The sequence below is a fragment of the Vibrio nitrifigilis genome, assembly GCF_015686695.1.
Lineage (GTDB): Bacteria > Pseudomonadota > Gammaproteobacteria > Enterobacterales > Vibrionaceae > Vibrio > Vibrio nitrifigilis.
Window position 1 is genome coordinate 712085 of record NZ_JADPMR010000004.1, and the last position, 18949, is coordinate 731033.

The 18949-nt window shown below is 41.8% G+C and carries 12 protein-coding genes; 5 read left to right on the top strand and 7 right to left on the bottom strand.

Annotation, left to right across the window (positions count from 1 at the left end; genetic code table 11):
- Nucleotides 1-174: 174 nt before the first annotated feature.
- Nucleotides 175-1902, bottom strand: a complete 1728-nt coding sequence (locus I1A42_RS19520; RefSeq protein ID WP_196124553.1) for a bifunctional metallophosphatase/5'-nucleotidase — start codon at nt 1900-1902, stop codon at nt 175-177.
- A 281-nt stretch (nt 1903-2183) separates the two neighbouring features.
- Between I1A42_RS19520 and I1A42_RS19525 the strand changes: the two genes are divergently transcribed.
- Nucleotides 2184-3827, top strand: coding sequence for a DUF2813 domain-containing protein (locus I1A42_RS19525; RefSeq protein WP_161155867.1), 1644 nt, complete (start codon nt 2184-2186; stop codon nt 3825-3827).
- Between the two features lie 41 nt (nt 3828-3868).
- Here the strand turns inward: I1A42_RS19525 and I1A42_RS19530 are convergent, their stop codons facing one another.
- Nucleotides 3869-4423 (bottom strand): cytochrome b, encoded by a 555-nt coding sequence (locus tag I1A42_RS19530; RefSeq protein WP_196124554.1) that lies wholly within the window; start codon nt 4421-4423, stop codon nt 3869-3871.
- Nucleotides 4424-4781: 358 nt separating this feature from the next.
- Here I1A42_RS19530 and I1A42_RS19535 point away from each other — a divergent pair, with 358 nt between their 5' ends.
- Both I1A42_RS19535 and I1A42_RS19540 read left to right on the top strand, forming a co-directional pair.
- Nucleotides 4782-5417: a hypothetical protein gene (locus I1A42_RS19535; RefSeq protein ID WP_161155871.1), complete on the top strand. Its 636-nt coding sequence runs from the start codon at nt 4782-4784 to the stop codon at nt 5415-5417.
- 304 nt (nt 5418-5721) lie between these two features.
- The gene (locus I1A42_RS19540; protein WP_196124555.1) at nt 5722-6582 is read left to right on the top strand and encodes an EAL domain-containing protein; all 861 of its coding nucleotides are present in this window, start codon (nt 5722-5724) and stop codon (nt 6580-6582) included.
- A 54-nt stretch (nt 6583-6636) separates the two neighbouring features.
- Here I1A42_RS19540 and I1A42_RS19545 read toward each other — a convergent pair whose 3' ends face one another.
- The 3 genes from I1A42_RS19545 to I1A42_RS19555 all read right to left on the bottom strand — a co-directional run bounded on the left by I1A42_RS19545 (nt 6637) and on the right by I1A42_RS19555 (nt 12111).
- A complete protein-coding gene (locus tag I1A42_RS19545; RefSeq protein ID WP_196124556.1) occupies nt 6637-8946 on the bottom strand; it encodes an FdhF/YdeP family oxidoreductase in 2310 nt (769 codons plus the stop codon).
- Between the two features lie 846 nt (nt 8947-9792).
- Entirely contained in the window at nt 9793-10293 is a 501-nt protein-coding gene (locus tag I1A42_RS19550; RefSeq protein WP_196124557.1) for a hypothetical protein, read from the bottom strand.
- A gap of 579 nt (nt 10294-10872) precedes the next feature.
- Nucleotides 10873-12111: an MFS transporter gene (locus I1A42_RS19555; RefSeq protein ID WP_196124558.1), complete on the bottom strand. Its 1239-nt coding sequence runs from the start codon at nt 12109-12111 to the stop codon at nt 10873-10875.
- A gap of 312 nt (nt 12112-12423) precedes the next feature.
- Here I1A42_RS19555 and ylqF point away from each other — a divergent pair, with 312 nt between their 5' ends.
- Nucleotides 12424-13368 carry a ribosome biogenesis GTPase YlqF gene (gene ylqF, locus I1A42_RS19560; RefSeq protein ID WP_161155881.1) on the top strand — a complete coding sequence of 315 codons (945 nt, stop codon included), beginning with the start codon at nt 12424-12426 and terminating at the stop codon, nt 13366-13368.
- 55 nt (nt 13369-13423) lie between these two features.
- On the opposite strand, the gene I1A42_RS19565 is transcribed toward ylqF, so the two are convergent.
- Complete coding sequence (locus I1A42_RS19565; protein WP_196124559.1) at nt 13424-14443, bottom strand: CobW family GTP-binding protein; 1020 nt, start codon at nt 14441-14443, stop codon at nt 13424-13426.
- A 578-nt stretch (nt 14444-15021) separates the two neighbouring features.
- Between I1A42_RS19565 and clcA the strand changes: the two genes are divergently transcribed.
- Nucleotides 15022-16464 carry a H(+)/Cl(-) exchange transporter ClcA gene (gene clcA, locus I1A42_RS19570; protein ID WP_196124561.1) on the top strand — a complete coding sequence of 481 codons (1443 nt, stop codon included), beginning with the start codon at nt 15022-15024 and terminating at the stop codon, nt 16462-16464.
- 279 nt (nt 16465-16743) lie between these two features.
- Here clcA and I1A42_RS19575 read toward each other — a convergent pair whose 3' ends face one another.
- Complete coding sequence (locus I1A42_RS19575) at nt 16744-18834, bottom strand: ATP-binding response regulator (RefSeq protein WP_161155887.1); 2091 nt, start codon at nt 18832-18834, stop codon at nt 16744-16746.
- Between the last annotated feature and the right edge of the window lie 115 nt (nt 18835-18949).

Below are 18949 nucleotides of genomic sequence, written 5' to 3' on the forward strand. Positions count from 1 at the left end.
AAGCAATCGCAACCCACACACTGATCCAAACAATAACCATTAATGTATCTAACCAGTCTTTGCTCCACACAATAGTGTCCTCTTTGGTTAATTACTCTTCTAGCTTGCCTATTGAGAGATGGCATACGCTTGCCGCCTAATCCAATATCAAGTTATAAAGCAATTATTAAGCCACTATTGATTAATGTATTCATAATTGGCGTTTTCTATAAGTAATTCTGGACGCTCAGTAACCAGTTTAACAAAGGTATCTGCCATTGAATGTTGGCTCATCACCGGTGTATCCAATATTTCGTCAAAGGCATCATAACCTTCTTTACCTTTGATCGTATAAGCGGAAGACACCCCGGTATAGCGCCGATTCGCATCGACGGGTCGCCAAAAGCCATTTTCTAGTACTCGTAGCTGCTCTATCCTTTGTCCCTTCGGTTTATTTGCAACGTACTGAAATTTAAGCCCATAAGTATACGGATAGCTACCAGAGCCCGTTCCTTCAACGCCGTTATTCGTCGCATTATTTATCGCACCTTCCAACAGTTTTGCTATTGTGCTGCCTTTAACACGATAGACACCAATGGGAATAGCAAATGGTAATAATTTACCAATAATATCGGCTTTTGTGAGTGGACCTGATTGGATAGACGCTCGAATGCCACCAGCATTATGCATGGCGAAATTGACAGTATGACCTTCAGCTTGCATCGCTTCATAAAAACCACGAGCGACCAATGGAGCGAGTTGGCTGGCGCCTTTTTCATCGGGAATACGAACATGGCGAATTGGTGCCGGAACGTGGGCAACAACCTGTTGCTGTAACTCACGAACTTGAGGCATATATTTTCTTTGCAGAATCCCTTGAACATCAGGATCTTTCTTACAGACAACCACTTGAGGATGTTTTTCCAGATACACACATGCTTCTTTATGCAGGTGATCCATGCCCTCTTGATTCATAGTCGCATCTAAGAATAATCGTCTTCCTAGTAACAATTCATTCTGCCCACAAAATCGCACCACTTTACCGGTTTGATCAAAATCGATCTCACAATGGCCTAACGCTAAAGCGTAATAACCTGCTTGTACGATATACGTATCATTTATACGTAGGCCGTAATCATCGTGTTGAGATAAGCCAACTGAGCGAAAGTCACCTTGTAAAACATGACTATGCCCGCCAACAATCAAACCTATGCCTGTTACCTGCTCAGCCAGCTCAATATCGTTCTCATAGCCCAGATGACTCAGTAATATGATATTACGAATCCCTTCACGATGAATGGCCTCGACCGTGTTGCGTGCAACCTCGACCGCATCAACAAAGGGAGTATCATTGTCAGGGTTCGCTATTTCCGCCATTTTATCGAGCGATAAACCAAAAATAGCAACACGATGCTGCGCTTCACCTTTTACAATCCAGCGCGCACAAGAATGCGCATTATCATACGCTTTAATATTCGGCTGATTCGCCAATGGATAACGCTTTTTTTGCTCTGATGAAAGATCCCAATTTCCCGCAAGCAATGGAAACTGAATATTGCGGACAAAACGGCCTACGGGTTCATTTCCCATATCTAATTCATGATTTCCCAACGTCATTGCATCGATGTTTAGAGCATTAAGCATATCAATGTTCACTTTCCCCTTAAATAAGGAGAAATAGAGGGTACCTTGAAAGCAATCCCCCGCATGCAGAAATAAAAACTGGCGTTTTTGCCGTTCAGAATCACTGCGCAACTGCGCGACACGAGTGGCAATACGGGCAAATCCCCCCGCACTCACAAACGGAGTAAGGCGCTCCCCGTCAATGTCTAACTGCAATTGCAGAGAAGTAGGCTCAAAGTAAGAGTGAGTATCATTAATATGTGCCAGAGTGACAGTCGTCTTATGCTTTGATTCGTTCATATCCCCTCTTCTCTATCCCTGAAATCACATGCAACACTTGAGTTTATTGGGATAGTAACTAAACAATAAGGTGCTAATCTAAGCTTTCCACTCTACCACATCTCATTGGTCTTGCCGTTAACGATAGGAAAATATTCTTCATATTCACCTTACCTTTCTTCTTTATCTTTCGCTCAACGATTAAATCTCATTATTTGCGTTATAAGAGACTGCTTTTATTCATTTTTTCTTCTAAACTTAAATCAAGTCCGGACCACAGATGAACTAAGTGGAGAGCGCCTATGCATTTAGATAGAATTGAGATCTCAGGATTTCGGGGAATTCGGCGTTTATCGTTAAGTTTTGATGAATTAACCACCTTAATCGGTGAAAATACTTGGGGCAAATCTTCATTACTTGATGCGCTATCGGTCATGCTGCCTCCTGACGGCTCGCTCTATCAATGTCAAAAGAAAGACTTTCACCTCGATTACTCACTATCTCAACCTAGAAGCCAAGACTTACAAATCATATTGTGCTTTATAGCAACCAATAAAAAAGAGCCCCTCTCAGGGCGAAATCGTCGTTTAAAACCGATTTGGCGTGAAACATCACAAGGTGAACCCCGCATTATTTATCGTTTATCAGCGTCCTTAATCAACAACATCGTCACAACACAATACGATTTTTTAGATCTTTCTGGGCGAATTATTAGTGTCCACCACAAAGAGAAACTCGCCCAAGAGCTCATGAGTTTGCACCCAGTGATCCGCCTTAAAGACTCGCGCCGTTTTGCAAGAGATGGTGAAAACGGTCATAGCGACCATAAAAATGCACGAATGGAAAAACGGATTGATAATACCTGCCGGCGTTTAATGGCAATACCTGGGCATGTCAATAAAGGTGAAATGCGCTCAAGTCTTGCTGCGATGAACATATTAATTGAGCATTATTTTTCTTTTAAGAATCAATCACGTCATTATCGTTCGCCCGAACATAATGGCTTACTATATACGCCGTCAAACAGTGGTCAAACACTTCATCAAATGGTCATTGGCGTCAAAAATCGCCAAACGCATTTACTGTTTTTGCGTTTACTGAATACCTACTTGCAAGCTAAAGGCCCGAATGATTTACGCCGCTGCGCCCGCCCTATTTTAATTATTGAAGATCCCGAAGGACGTTTGCATCCCACCCATTTAGCTCGGGCATGGAGCTTACTGGCGATGTTGCCAATGCAGAAGATTCTCACCACGAACAGCTCGGACTTAGTTTCTTCTGTACCACTATCATCCATTCGCCGATTGGTACGACAACAAGATAAAACCCTCTCTTTAAGTATGCCAACTCAAAAGCTCTCTTCCGATGAGTTAAGACGCATCGGCTTTCACCTGCGGTTTCATCGCTCTGGAGTGTTGTTTGCGCGTTGTTGGCTTCTCGTTGAAGGCGAAACTGAAGTGTGGCTATTTAGCGAGTTAGCAAGGCAGTGTGGTTACAACCTAGCAGCCGAGGGGATTACTATCATTGAGTTTGCTCAATCAGGTTTACGAGCAATGATTAAAGTTGCGCAAGCATTTGGTATTGATTGGCATGTCATCACAGATGGCGATCAAGCAGGCAAAAAATACTCCGCTACTGTAAAAGGAATGCTACATCACGATAAAGTATCGCACCGTTTAACCGAATTACCTGACAAAGATATCGAGCATTTTCTTTATGCCAATGGATTTGAACCCTTCTTTCGCTCCTTAGTAAGATTACCCTTAGATCATCCAATACCCGCCAAGAAGGTAGTAACTAAGGTATTGAAAAAACATGCTAAACCAGATTTGGCACTAAAGATAGTCAATTATGCAGAGCAGCAAGGCGAACAGCAGATTCCGCGTCTGATAAAGGTGACGCTGTCACGAATATTACACATGGCTAATGCTAATAATTACATGTAATGATGGACTTTCGCTAAGAGTAAGATGAGTAAAGAGCATCGCTATTTAACACCGCGCATTTTAATCAGAGTATTGTCGCGGTCGATTAGGTGATGCTTTAACGCAGCTAATACATGCACCACCGTCATTGTTATCATCGCCCAAGCTGCGTACAGATGCATTTCGCCGATAAAATACGGCGGCTCCGCCCACCAACTTGTGACACCGGGTAACGTTATCCAATCGAACAAACGGATATCATCTCCATACTCGGTCGCGACAACATAACCGCTAATAAACAACACAAATAAATCAACATACATTAACCAGTGCACAATATGAGCTGTATTGCGTTCCCAGCGTTTTCCTTCAATGCTTGGCGATTTGGTAGTGAGTTTCCAAAACACACGAGCAACGGTCACAATAGCTAATAAAATGCCCACGCTCTTATGCCAATTAGGGGCTGACACTGCCCATGGGCTCGAAAATGACAATTGCATCATCCATAATCCTAGAGCAAACATCGCAATAATAATGACAGCAGACGCCCAATGAAACCAACGTGCAACACGTCCATAATGGCTCACCTGGCTATTTTCTTTTGATTCTGTATGCATAGCTTCCCCTTCTTACCCAGCGCATCTTATTAAGCACGTAATTTTGTAAGTCTAATCTCAACATAGCAGTATTAAGAACAACCGGTTTGTTTCTCAACAAAATTAACGTTGCAGGATGTTACGTGATACGCCACGCTTAATCACTGGAAGACAATTGCGCTATTCACGTTGCACGATTATAGTTAGAGAGTAATAACGCATTGAAGTTATTTACGAATAGCCTAGTTGTTAGTGAGCATACAGTCGCCCTGTTAACCGCCAATCAACAACCTATTTTTGGTCAGTTCTGCCCTGAATGACAACGATTAATATTAATGAAATCTGAACGCTTGCCTACGCTCAGATAGGAGAACCACGATTGTTATTGGATATTCTTACTCAGAGTGTGAATGAGTTCCAAGCTGACTGCCTTAAATTGTGTGAGAAGCACTATCCCACTATTCATAATCAAGGAATGAGTGAACATCACCTTGGCCTCGCATTTTCCCGTCGTTTAGCCCGGACACTGACCGAGTTTGGTCACCCTTGTGATTATGCTCCTATAGAGTCAATGGCCAACAAAGAAGCGCCACACCATTATCGAATCAGCTGTGATGCTGGGTCAGTGTGGGTTATTACCCACCATATGGTGAGCGCAGGTAAAACATGTCGCGAAAAATTAATGCGAGAGATTTATGAGTGGAAAGAAGAATATTCCTACGCGATTCAACCCAGTGATTTATTACTGATTCTCACCGATCACTGGATCAGTCGTAGCCAGAAAAGCCGCGAGCTATTGCATTGGTGGACCGGGCAATTACCTGATGAAATTGAAGAATATAAAACTCAAGGGATCAATCTTTATGAAAGCGAATCTCAAATGACGAAGACACTTGAGCAATTGTTCAATATCAGCCCTTGCTATCTTAAATATGGTCATCCACTTAAACGCTCTAAAAACCAGCAATTAGTCCGTAAATATATCCAACTCTATGCGGTCTTGCAGTGGGGGTAACGGCCAACTCAATATCTTGTTCTATGACTATTGGTAGTTTAATAAGTTCAAGCAAGGTGCTTCCACATTCTCTATCGCAATTTATTACCCCGACAGTAAATCACTACTTATCCCTTAATTTTTTTGACCTAAAACGACTAATTAAGTAACAAAATGTCGCGAATTCCCGCAATTAAAACACAATTTCTGTAAGGTTTCGTAAAGACAACGTAACTAGAGTAAATGCCCAAATTGTGTCCTATACTTTTTTTAATACGTTGTCGCGAACGTCAGTTCACACGTTAACCAAGGCAAGGAAACTCGCATGGAATTAGCAAAGCACCAACCATTTCATCAATACATCCATGTCGATTCTTACGGTCAATACACCGCCTCCTATCACGGGTTAGTTTTACAAAGTGTCTATCAGCCTATCTTCAACCGCCAATACAATATTGTGGCTGTTGAGGCGCTTGTGAGAATCACGACAGAGCAAAACACCCATATTCGTCCGGATCTTTTCTTCAGTTCCAACTGTTTCAGTGACGAAGAAAAAATTCAAGTCGAGCGACTCTGTCGTGCTATTCATATTCGTAATTTTGCTCACTCTCCCTTTTGCCAGTTAAATCTGTTCCTTAATATGTTGCCGGCCGTGGGTGAACAATGTATCGACAGTGATCGGCTTTATGCGCAATTCTTTTCCACCTTGGGTAAATTACATTTGGATAATCAGCAGATCGTGATGGAGTTATTAGAGTTCCCTTTCGATGACAAGCTGCAACTATTACAAATAACCAATCACTACAAAAACAATGGCTTTCATGTGGCGATTGACGATTTTGGTACAGAAGCTTCGAATAAAGAACGGGTTGATATGATTAAACCTCAAATTATCAAAATAGATCGAAGTTTGCTCCTGCAGTACATGTCTGGTAATCGTGCCCCTTTACTCAACGCGGTCACTATCGCTCAACAGTGTCACGCTTTAACCGTCATAGAAGGAATAGAAACACGTATCCAATGGGATGAAATGACTCAATTACCTATCGACTTCTATCAGGGATTCTATTTAGCCATGCCACAACCCTGTTTGATGGGGGTGGCCGGTAATAAGCCGCGCCCAATTGCTAATGTCTTAGATACACAAAATACCTTAGTTGATCTGTCTTTAATTAATCATCACTAAGATCAAAAAAAGCTCGCCGACATGGCGAGCTTTGAATGGACATTATCGGTAAATTTAGATTGCGACCGTGTTGATATCTTGACTCACTGTTGAGGGTGAAATGATAACTGCAATTGATTTTGATGTCGGAGTGTCACTTAAATCCCCTTTACTGCTGAGAGGAATAAGCGCGTTAGCTTCTGGAAAATACGCGGCCAGGTTCCCTTTCGCAATTTGGAATGGCACGACTTTAAAGCCTTCGATCTTGCGTTTAATCCCATCATGCCATAGCGTTTCAATATCAATGAGATCCCCGGCTTGTAGATTCTGAACAGCCATATCTTCGGCATTCAAAAATACCACATTACGTTCGCCAAATACGCCGCGGTAGCGATCATCATAGCCATAAATGGTTGTGTTGTATTGATCGTGTGAACGCATCGTTTGTAAGACAAACACCTGTTTCTTCGTCATATTAGCTGAATCTATCGGCACCACTTGCTCTGGAAGCTGGGTCGCCGAGATTTGCGCTTTACCCTGCTTGGTATTCCATTGCAAATCACGCGCTGAATTACCTAGATAAAAGCCACCCGGTGCATCAAGACGTTGGTTAAAGTCTTTAAAGCCGGGAATTGTTTTTTCAATTAAATCACGAATATGATCGTAGTTATCGATTAATGACTGCCAATCAACCGGATCGTTACCTAATGTTGCTTTGGCCATTCCGCATAGAATCGCCACTTCAGAACGCATCTCTTCACCGCGAACATCCACTCGACCTGATGACGCATGAACCATAGAGAACGAATCTTCAACGGTAATTTTTTGCGGCCCTGTGTGTTGCAAATCGATATCGGTACGTCCCAAACACGGTAAGATTAATGAATCTTGACCAGGATTTACGTGGCTACGGTTAAGTTTGGTAGCGATATTGACGGTTAAGTTGCACTGACGCATTGCACTCGCCACGCGATCGGTATCAGGTGCAGCAGCGACTAGATTACCGCCAAGACCAATGAATACCTTACTTTTACCTGCGAGCATAGCTTCAATCGCATTCACAACATTATGACCATGTTCACGTGGTGGTTTAAAACCAAATACCGCTTCCAATGAGTCTAAAAATGCATCACTTGGTTTTTCGTTAATCCCAACCGTGCGATCACCTTGCACATTAGAGTGACCACGGACAGGACAAAGACCAGCCCCTTCTTTACCTACTTGCCCAAATAGAAGCTGAAGATTCACTAATTCCTGAATCGTCGGTACAGAGTGCTTGTGCTGGGTAACGCCCATTGCCCAAGTCACAATACGTGTTTTGGCGTGTTGATAAATATCAGCCGCTTGAGTTATCTCGTTTTGTGTGAGCCCTGATTGTTCAGCGATCTGTTCCCATGATGTTTGACGCACTTGCTCAAGATAACGCTCCATCCCTTGGGTATGTGCCTCAATAAATTCAAGATCAAACAAGGAATCACCCTTTTGCATCGCCTCATCATGACGCGCTAACAGCACTTTGACCATACCGCGAATGGCTGCCATATCTCCGCCCAATTTAGGCATAAAATAGTGGCTGGTCGTTGGCGTAGAGCCGTTACTTATCATTTCAATTGGGTTTTGCGGGTTGGCAAATCGCTCTAAGCCACGTTCTTTAAGGTTGTTAAACGCCACGACTTTTGCGCCACGACGATAGGCACTCGATAGAGTTTCTAGCATGCGTGGATGGTTGGTACCGGGGTTCTGACCAAACAGGAAAATCGCATCAGCCACTTCAAAATCTTCTATCGTAACCGTGCCTTTCCCGATACCAATCGTTTGTGCTAATGCGACACTCGTCGCTTCGTGACACATATTCGAACAGTCTGGGAAATTGTTGGTACCAAAACGACGAGCAAATAATTGATACACATACGCCGCTTCGTTACTTGCACGACCAGACGTATAAAACTCAGCTTGATTTGGCATCTCTAAGGCATTGAGATGTTGACCCACTAATGAATAAGCGTCTTCCCAACTGATTGGTTCATAATGATCGGTTTGCGCGTTATAACGCATAGGTTCAGCGAGACGTCCCTGATATTCGAGAAAGTAATCGGTTTGTTTGTTTAACCATTCAACTGAATATTGCGCAAAGAAATCACGATCAACGCGACGGGTTGTTGCTTCCCAGTTTACCGCTTTAGCTCCGTTTTCACAGAAACGAAACCGTCCAGGAACACCTTTTTCACCCCAAGCGCACCCTGGGCAGTCAAACCCATGGTCTTGGTTAGTACGTAATAAGTTCGAGATGTTCTTTGCAACGTTTTCGCTCTTAAATAAATGGCGCGTGGTACTTTTTAGTGCGCCCCAACCACCGGCGGAACCGTTGTATTCTTTTATACTCATATTACTTTCTCACTAAAGTCACACTGTCACATATAACACTAAAAATACATCTGTATGGTTTTCCCTTAAGCATAGTGAAACTATTTAAAAGGTACGACAATTGGACGTGAACCATTAGTTACGTCTAAAAATGTAAATAAGTTATTGGACAGTTGAGTCGAACGCGACCATCACTGAGCGATTTTACCTATGTTGAGCCGTAGGTCTCGCCTTCTAGTCAGTCATGATATTGGACCAAGGAGATGTTCTGTCGAAAAGTATTCAATTCACGTAAATGTGTTAAATAGCAACTCGGCAAAACTCTCTGCAGTCACACATTGTGTTTACCTGCATGATGTCAATATTCGTCATTCGACGCGTTTATCTTAATACCATTTAAATTGGCAATTATATCGACGAGTTAATGTTGAGGTTTTGTAACACAGACGTGTCAGAGGAAAGATCAACACTCGTCATAACAATCAATTATTACTTATTGGTTAAATTGACTCTTGCAGTGAAAACTACTCCTCAGTTTGAGCTGCGTCAAGAAATGAGAATACGACCTATCACAAAGAACTATCGTTGATTCAAAAAAATATCCATTATAAACATAGTGTTATTTTAAAATTAGCTAAAATATGTTCTCATAGGAACAAAATTTCAATCTTATTTTTCATTTATACTATGTAAATGATTGTTTTTCAGAATGTTAATTTGAGGGACATACGAAATTAAGATAACTATAGATTGAAAACAATAGATGCTTTCTTCATAACTTCTATCGTTGTTTGGTGGTAGCTAGGGGATGGATCGGTGCCCACTTTCTCACTTTCTGGGGCACCGTCTTTATAACGTCTGGATTGACTATAGATACTCAACGTCAAAGATGAATCGTTCAACAGCATGTTCTGTTGCTAACGTAGACAATAATGTGTGCAATTGTTGTGCTTTTCTACCCAGCTCACTGTTGGTGATCGTATCGCCGACGATTCGGTATACCGTATCGGCAGTAATGACCAAATTATTAAGCTCATAATTATCAAACAAATTTAATGGTAATTGCGTTACTTCAATTAACGGCAACTCGTCGAACACCACCGCTAGAGATTGTTCAAGTCGTAACTGCGGATCGGCACAAGACTGCCCTGTCACAACATTAATCTGCCCAATTTTATGCCCTTTTTGATACTGACTTAATAGGTGATTTACCACGTTTGAATTGGCAAAATCAGCTTGGGGGTCAACAACCCACAACGTATCATTCGCGCCATAAGCGATAGAAAAGGCAGATCCATCTGCAGTTGATAGTAAACTTGAAGGAATAGACATTGGCTCGTTACTATCGAAAAATTCATTAGAAGTCATACTTAACGTATCCTCTGCAGTCAATATACTGAATAATTTTAACCAGTTATGGTTATCTCTACTTCAATGCCAATGACACCGTCATTACGCTCCCATCAAGAGGGATATTGTTATTATCACCACATGACGATGATGACTATTCTTATAAGCTGCGACACTTGTGACAATGTCACAACAACATACCATTGAAATTTAAGACATCTTCCTTTGTGACAATACATGTTTACAAAAATATATAATTTATCACTCAGTAAGTTATCTAAATTTTGGAACACGTGTCATGTGAGTGTGAGATTTGTATCATATTTTGGACACAAAAGAATCAAAAAGCATACTGTATGTGATTTAGATCACCTACTTTCATATTAAATGACGAATGTTACATGAGAATAATTGAGCTCACGAATACTCTAGCAATAGTTGGTGTGATTAAGCACGCGGTAGAGATAGAGCTTTCACAAAGGATAAAAAAGCAGCGAGAAACAAAGTTCCTCGCTGCGGTTAAATAGCATCATCTAGCTTTACTTCAACTTGTTAGATGGTTTGTAGTGAAACATTTATGTCGGAAAGACAACCCCGTTATTGCAATACATTAGCTTGTTCTAGATCGATGGCAGAATGTTTGGGTAACAGAAATAAGGTCGCGCACATTGCAACAATATAGATGGAGGCAAGTAAGGCTATCGCTGTTGAAAACGAGCTTTCGCCAGCTACGGCACCAACGATAAACGGCCCAAACCCTCCGACGCCACGTCCTATATTGAATAGCACATTTTGCGCAGTCGCACGGGCCTCAACTGGGTACAGATCTGAAATTAGAGCGCCATACCCTCCCATCATGCCATTGACAAACATCCCCATGACAGCCCCTGCAATAAGCATTTCACTCGCAACATTAAGCTGGGAATAGAGTAATACCATTACAGCCGCCCCTAATTGGTAACATAGAAATACTTTCCATCGACCAAATTTATCCGCGAACCAACCAAACAGCCAGATACCCAGAGTCATCCCCACCACAGTAAATGCCGTCCAAGCACCCGATGCATTAAGCGATAGCCCATGCTGTTTACTTAAATAGCTCGGCATCCAAATCATAATGCCATAGTAACCAAAGTTCTGCACAGAGGTTAGTATCACAACACCTATGCTCGAACGCGCTGTTTTGCTGTCTTTAAACAACTGGTTAAACCGATCTTTGTAACTCATCGTGTCGTGTTGGGATTGCTTAAACACGACGGGTTCACCAATACGCTGACGAATAAAAAACGCCGTAAGTGCTGGTATTAGCCCAACAACAAACATGCCGCGCCAACCGATGAAGGGTAATAACAGTGGAGTGAGAATAGCAGCAGCCAATACGCCCGCTTGCCAGCCAACACCAACATAGGACGAGGCTCGGTTACGCTGACTTTTAGGCCAAACTTCAGCGACTAAACTCATGCCAATGCCAAATTCTCCCCCGAGTCCCACTCCCGCAAGCGTTCTGTATGTTAATAAATCCCAGTAACCTTGTGCGATAGCGCATAAACCAGTGAAAAGAGAAAACATTAATATACTGACACTTAGCATTTTTATTCGGCCATATTTATCACTGAGTTGGCCAAATATAATTCCGCCCATCACCGCACCAAATAATGTCCATGTCACTAATGAACCAGCTTGCGATGAAGTCAGGCCCAAACCTTGACTGATCATAGGTAACATAAAACCAAGAATGAGCAGGTCAAATCCATCCATCGCGTAGCCACTGGCACTAGCAATTAATGCTTGCTTTGGTGACGGTGAACGCCTTGCGTTAGCTGTTGCTAATGTCATCTATCGCCTCCTTTGCGACCGATAATACGTATACGAATAAAGCCGGCGAATCATACAGCGCAAACGATTACATTACTAGTTAGGATTGAGCTAAACAGTTATTTTTGCTGTTACTTACGGTTCAATGATAGAATTCGCGCCCAGTTTACTGCAGCGCGTTCTTATCCTAAGTGATAGGAAAACGTCATCGTTTATCTTTGGCGAAAATATAAAGTTACAAAACATATCGGTTGAACTATGCTCAACCTTTGCACCGCGCTTAGAGATTACCTGCAGTCACCCTATTAATTTGAAGTAAAGGTTTCAATTTCAATGATTAGCAATAAAATCCAATGGTTTCCGGGTCACATGCATAAAGCCCGTAAAGAGATCGAAGAAGTCATTCCACAAATTGATGTCATCATTGAAGTTTTAGATGCCCGAATCCCGTTTAGTAGTGAAAATCCATTAATTTCTCAGATCCGCGGCGATAAACCGGTCGTTAAGGTACTGAACAAACGCGATCTTGCCGATCCAGAAACCACTGAGCTATGGATTGAACATCTTGAAAAAGAACAAGGGGTAAAAGCGATGGCCATTACCACATCGCAACCTCAAGAAGTACAAAAAATACTAGAACTTTGCCGCAAACTGGCGCCGCATCGCGAAGAAATTGGCAAAAACATTCGCACCATGATCATGGGTATTCCCAACGTGGGTAAATCAACGATCATCAACTCTCTTGCGGGTCGTACAATTGCGCAAACAGGTAACCAACCAGCCGTTACCCGACGTCAGCAACGCATTAACCTGCAAAATGGTGTTGTACTGTCAGACACTCCGGGAATTTTATGGCCGAAAGTGGAAAACCCGCACAGTGGGTTTCGTTTAGCCGCCACAGGTGCGATTAAAGATACGGCGATGGAATACGATGAAGTGGCCTTTTATACCGTTGAATATCTTGCTGAACACTACCAAGATAAACTTAAAGCACGTTATCAAATCGACGAAGCGCCTGAGTCGGATTTAGAATGGATGGAAGAAATAGGCCGTAAACGTGGCGCATTGCGTGCTGGAGGCCGTGTTGACTTACATAAAGCGTCTGAAATCTTACTTCACGAACTACGCCAAGGCACCCTAGGTCAAATTACATTAGAGCGACCGGAGATGATCACTGAAGAGCTCATTCAAGTTGAAATTGATGAAGCGCAAAAGGCAGAAGATAAAGCGAAACGAAAAGAAGAACGCCGCAAACGTTATTTACGTAATAAGCGTTAATCTAAAGTCAAATAACGAATTAACCCCCTCAGATGAGGGGGTTAATTTTTATAGGTTAGCGTGTTGGCTTTTGTAATGTCCATTCGAACGGCACTAAAATCCCAGCAAGTTTAAGTAGGATTTTTTCTAACTCATCCCAAGCCATAAGCTGAGTATCGATGACTTCAATGCGTGACTCAAACCCTTCTAACGTCATCTCTGTCACAGACACAACACCATTAGAAACGTTAAACGCATAACACCCTTTATCGGTATTAACTACCGCTTTTATGCGTTCAGCTTGTAAGTCACTCAATAGCGAAAAGATATCATCAAAATTAAAATGATATTCAGCACCAAATAGCCACCCACAGCTGTAATACCCTTGCCCACGATTTTCGCGGCGAACATAGGCCTGACCCGGTGCCAGTGCAAATTGTGGTTCTTGATCGGCATGCTCATGATGATGAGGCTCAATATAATTCGAAGCACTTGAGCTAGTTCGGTCAAGAGAAAGAAGTTGCGGATCGATTTCCCCTGCAACGATAAGCGCACTATAAAGCTTACTTGGCTGTTGCTGACTTAACCATTGCTCAAAATTGGCTAAGTCTTCAGGTTGAGCAAGGTCAGATTTACTGGCAAGAATAATATCGCCGCAATCGAGTTGGTCGTTAAAATTTTGATTTGAAGTGTAACGGTCATCTTTAAAATTGCGCGGATCAACCAATGTGATGGTCGATTTAAGATCGACATAATCCTTATATTGATCCGACGTTAAAATCGCTACCACTTCTTTCGGATGGCCAAGCCCTGTTGGTTCAATGAGCAAGCGATCTGGTTGTTGACGCAATAAAGCCGTAATACTGACAGACATCGGCACACCGGCAGAACAACACATGCATCCACCTGGTACTTCTTTAATTAATGCCCCTTGTTCAGACATCATTGCACCATCGATACCAATTTCGCCAAATTCGTTGACTAACACGGCCCATTTTTCATTATCAGGCTTATTTTTTAAGAGATTTAGAATGGTCGTCGTTTTACCGACGCCAAGAAAACCCGTGATGATATTGGTAGGAACTTTATAAGACATTAGGTACTCCTTTTGCAGGAAGTATACCCAAATCTATTGGAGAATCTAGCGGCATCAATATCATATTACTACCCGATATAGTCAATGACATTCATCGTCGCTCAAGCAGCATCTTGAGGTTACTTGGGTATAAACCATGTTTAATTAGCACTTAATGCTAAAAATTGAATTTATGGCTTAAAAACACACTTATTTTCCCATTCAGCGGTAAATAGTCACATTAGATTTATTGGTTAAAGCCCCAACTCTGTTATGATAGCGAGCGCTTAAAATGACATTAAGTAATAAACGAAAGATGACTTATTACTTCAATTCGATTCGCTTGAAATATCACGACGAGGAATTGATGAAACCTTGAAATACTTTTGATCAAAAGCAAAGAATATTGAGCAATAAATTAGATAATAGACATTAAAATGTTAGCTAGATCGTTCTATTTTAAAAATAGTTGAAGCACGTCACTCCATATCTGGAATACAACATTCCATTTATAGATATATGGTTCATTTATTTCGAGCGTATAATCCCAGCTGAAAAGCTGTTTTCCTTAGTCTTCAAGCCAAGAGGGCCCAATTCAAATGACCGCCAGAGAGAGATTAACCCATAGTTTATTAGCCAAAGTTCCAAAAGATACCATTAACCAATTTCTCTCGATCGATAAAGCCCCTGCTTCTGTTTTACTTTTGTCTGTTTTGGTTGGCATATTATCTGGCTTTGTCGGTACTTATTTTGAACATGCTGTTCGTTTGGTGTCAGAAAGCCGCACAAACTGGTTGTCTACTCAAATCGCAAGTATGTTACCTCTTGGCGTAGCTGCATTCTTGATTAGTGCCATTTTAGCGATATTGGGTTATTACTTAACACACCGCTTTTGTCCTGAAGCTGCAGGCTCTGGCATCCCTGAAATAGAAGGTGCGATGGATGGAATGCGTCCCGTACGCTGGTGGCGCGTGCTACCGGTTAAATTTTTCGGCGGTATGGGTGCGCTAGGCTCAGGCATGGTCCTTGGCCGTGAAGGCCCTACCGTACAAATGGGCGGTGCCATTGGTCGCATGATTTCTGATATTTTCCGTGTGAAAAATACAGATACCCGCCATTCACTTTTAGCCGCAGGTGCTGCCGGCGGTCTTTCCGCTGCGTTTAACGCACCGTTAGCTGGAATCATGTTTGTGGTTGAGGAAATGCGTCCTCAATTCCGCTATAGCTTAATCTCGATTAAAGCTGTGATTATTTCATCGGTCATGTCTGATATTGTCTTTCGCATTATTAATGGCCAAGAAGCCGTTATTAAGATGCCACAATATCACGCACCTGAATTAGTCTCATTAGGACTATTTCTTTTACTTGGTATTCTTTTTGGTATTTTTGGCGTTATCTTTAATACATTAATTACCAAAGCTCAGGACTTTTTCGCAAAATTACATCGTAACGATCGTAAACGTTATTTAATTATAGGCGGTATCATTGGTGGCATTTTTGGTTTAACTCTGCTTTATGTTCCAGAATTAACCGGAGGTGGCATTTCACTTATTCCTACTATTACTGAGGGTGGATACGCTGCTGGAATTCTAATTTTGTTATTTATTGGGCGTATATTCACTACATTATGCTGTTTTGGTTCTGGTGCTCCTGGTGGTATTTTTGCACCAATGCTCGCTTTAGGTACGCTTTTCGGCTATGCATTTGGCTTGATTGCACAAAGCTTATTCCCAGGATTAGATATCACTCCAGGAATGTTCGCCATTGCTGGTATGGGTGCCCTATTCGCTGCAACAGTGCGTGCCCCGGTAACAGGCATTTTATTGGTGATTGAAATGACCAATAACTATTACTTAATTTTGCCTTTAATCATTACTTGCTTAGGTGCAGTGATTTTTGCTCAATTATTGGGTGGGCAACCGATCTACAGTCAATTACTACACCGTACACTGAAAAAAGCGAAACTCCAACAAGACGATTTACCTCAGCAAGATACACAAGCACTGCAGCAGGTTCAACAAACCAGCAACCAGCCTATGTAATCGTTTCTCGCATGACACATACAACAATGCCGCGTTATTACGCGGCATTGTTGTATGTGAGTACCATGTTATTACCTAAGTAACGTTAAGCATCAGAGATATCTGAGCTCTTGATAAAGACACAGACTTAAAGATAAAACCACTCTAAAAGCTGGATAAAATAAGCATTCAATCTTTTTATAGCCTTGTTTTAAAGATAACTGAGTCTTAAGGATAACTGAGCTAAAGCCTCGCGCGCTATTTCAGTATGAGCAGCCGCATCTCTCGGCTCAGCGTAGCTTACGCCCATTTTTCAATCGTATGTAGTAATGTCTGCTTCTCAGCTGGTTTAAAGATGTGATCGTCCATCCCAGCTGCATGAACATTACGAATCGCTTGTGGGCTATTGTCTCCGGTGTAGCCAACGATAGGAATTTTACTGTAACGCTTGTTTGATAACCGAATGGCTTTTGTCGCTTCTAGACCATCCATAATAGGCATTTCAATGTCCATCAATACCAAGTCCACATCATTGCCGTCTAGCATCTCAATGGCATGCTGCCCATCGTCTGCTTCTATGACATCGAAACCCAGCTTACGAAGTAACAAGACCGTCACTGCACGTAAAGAGTGATTATCATCAACAATCAGCACCCTTTTGTTCGAAGATTCTCCACTGACTTCCGCAATGGCTTCTTCACTGATCTCATTTAGAATCGTCATCGTTTGCGCTTCTATAATATCTTGAGAATCAAACAGTAAAGAATCAAGAATTTGCTCAGTGTCGAGCTGTAATACGCGAAATTCTAATGGGTAGATGTCTTTTTCGGCTTGGATATCAATCGGGTAATAGTGATTGCTATCATAAAGGTAAGCGACTTTTGATTGTGAGAAATTAAGCCGAGAGCGCAATAATTCTAGAGGTTGCCAATCTACACCCACATTTTCTAAATCAACCAGAATTAAATCGTGTTCTGAGTCAGTCTTACGGTTATCGAGGAAGGCTTGTAACGTCACTACTTCAAAATGATACTGCAAGTAAAACGCCTGTTGATCCAATACTCGTGTTGCTAACCCTGGCTTTCCGATATAGAGAATTGACTTACTAGCCAGTAACTCCGTTTTCATCTGATTGGTAATCGGTGAACTGTATTTAGGGAAAGTTAACGTAAACTGAGTCCACTCACCAAAGACAGAGGTACAATATATATCACCACCAATAGAGCGCATGACCTTACGGCAAAATGGCAATCCTAAACCATATCCGTGAGGTTTACCGAAGGTATAAAAGTCTTTAAACACTTCTTCCAATAAATGGGATTCGATACCGATACCATTGTCTCTCACAGTAATCACATTCATATCATCCTGTTCTTTCAGTTCAATATCAATATGAAAATGTTCATTATTTTGGTAGTAGAACGCGTTCTTCAATAAATTATAGAGTGTGAATTTTAATAAGGTGTCGCTACCAAAGAATTCAAAATCATGTCCAGCGTGGCAACGCACTGCATGGCGATCTTGCGGACGTTTATAAGCAAAAGAATCGAGGCTGCGTTGTACAACCGTTGTTGCATCGTATTTTTTAAACGATTTGGCCGAAATTCGATTTTGATCTATCGAGGTGAGCAATAAATCAATCGTTTCATTCCCTGAGCGAATGACTTCACTGGCATTGCGCAAAATTTCATTCACTAATGAAACATCACTCGATTGCATCTGATAAGATTTTGTTCCGTGGCTGCCCGTTGACTCTTCAGGAACCATCGTTTTCAACACATCGATCGAAGATTTTAGCGCACTAAATGGATTACGCATTTCATGAGCAATACCCGCTCCAAACGAGCGAGCGATAGACACTTTGGTGTCGTGTGTCACACGATTACGGAAATTAAACAGATTGCCAAAAACATAGGTAAACACAAATATAGGAATATAAGCCCATTCGATTAGCAAATGCGTTTGATCACTATCAAAGACTGACACCACCAAATAAGCGCCTATAACGCCCGACAGTGATTGCGCCATCATGACTCTGGGTTCATGAACTAATAATATATGTAGGAAAAGTGATGCCATAAACGACATCGCCCACACTGTTGACCACTGGTTCATAAACAGCATGAAGCCGAAAAAGAAAGGAAGCCCATATAAAACAGCAATGAAGTAGAAATAAGGTAGCTTAGGTTGCCATTGCTTAGGAAGACGATCACGCAGTGCTAAAATAAGAAACAAAGCACTCCCCACTGCTCGGAGCAGCAAGGATTCATAGGGTTGCGGAAATAGATATTGCCACAATACATAGTACAGCGGGTAACCGATGGCCCCCAGCCAACCAATGATCGTTAGATTTGGCTCCGCGTATTGATAAACTCTTTTGATTACATCCATGTAATCAACCAACTAGACTTAGATATCATTATACCGTTTCTACTTATGTTATCTGTCACTACGACGTTGTTATCTTATTTATGTGGCACATAGGCCTTGTTATTTTAATTTTGTA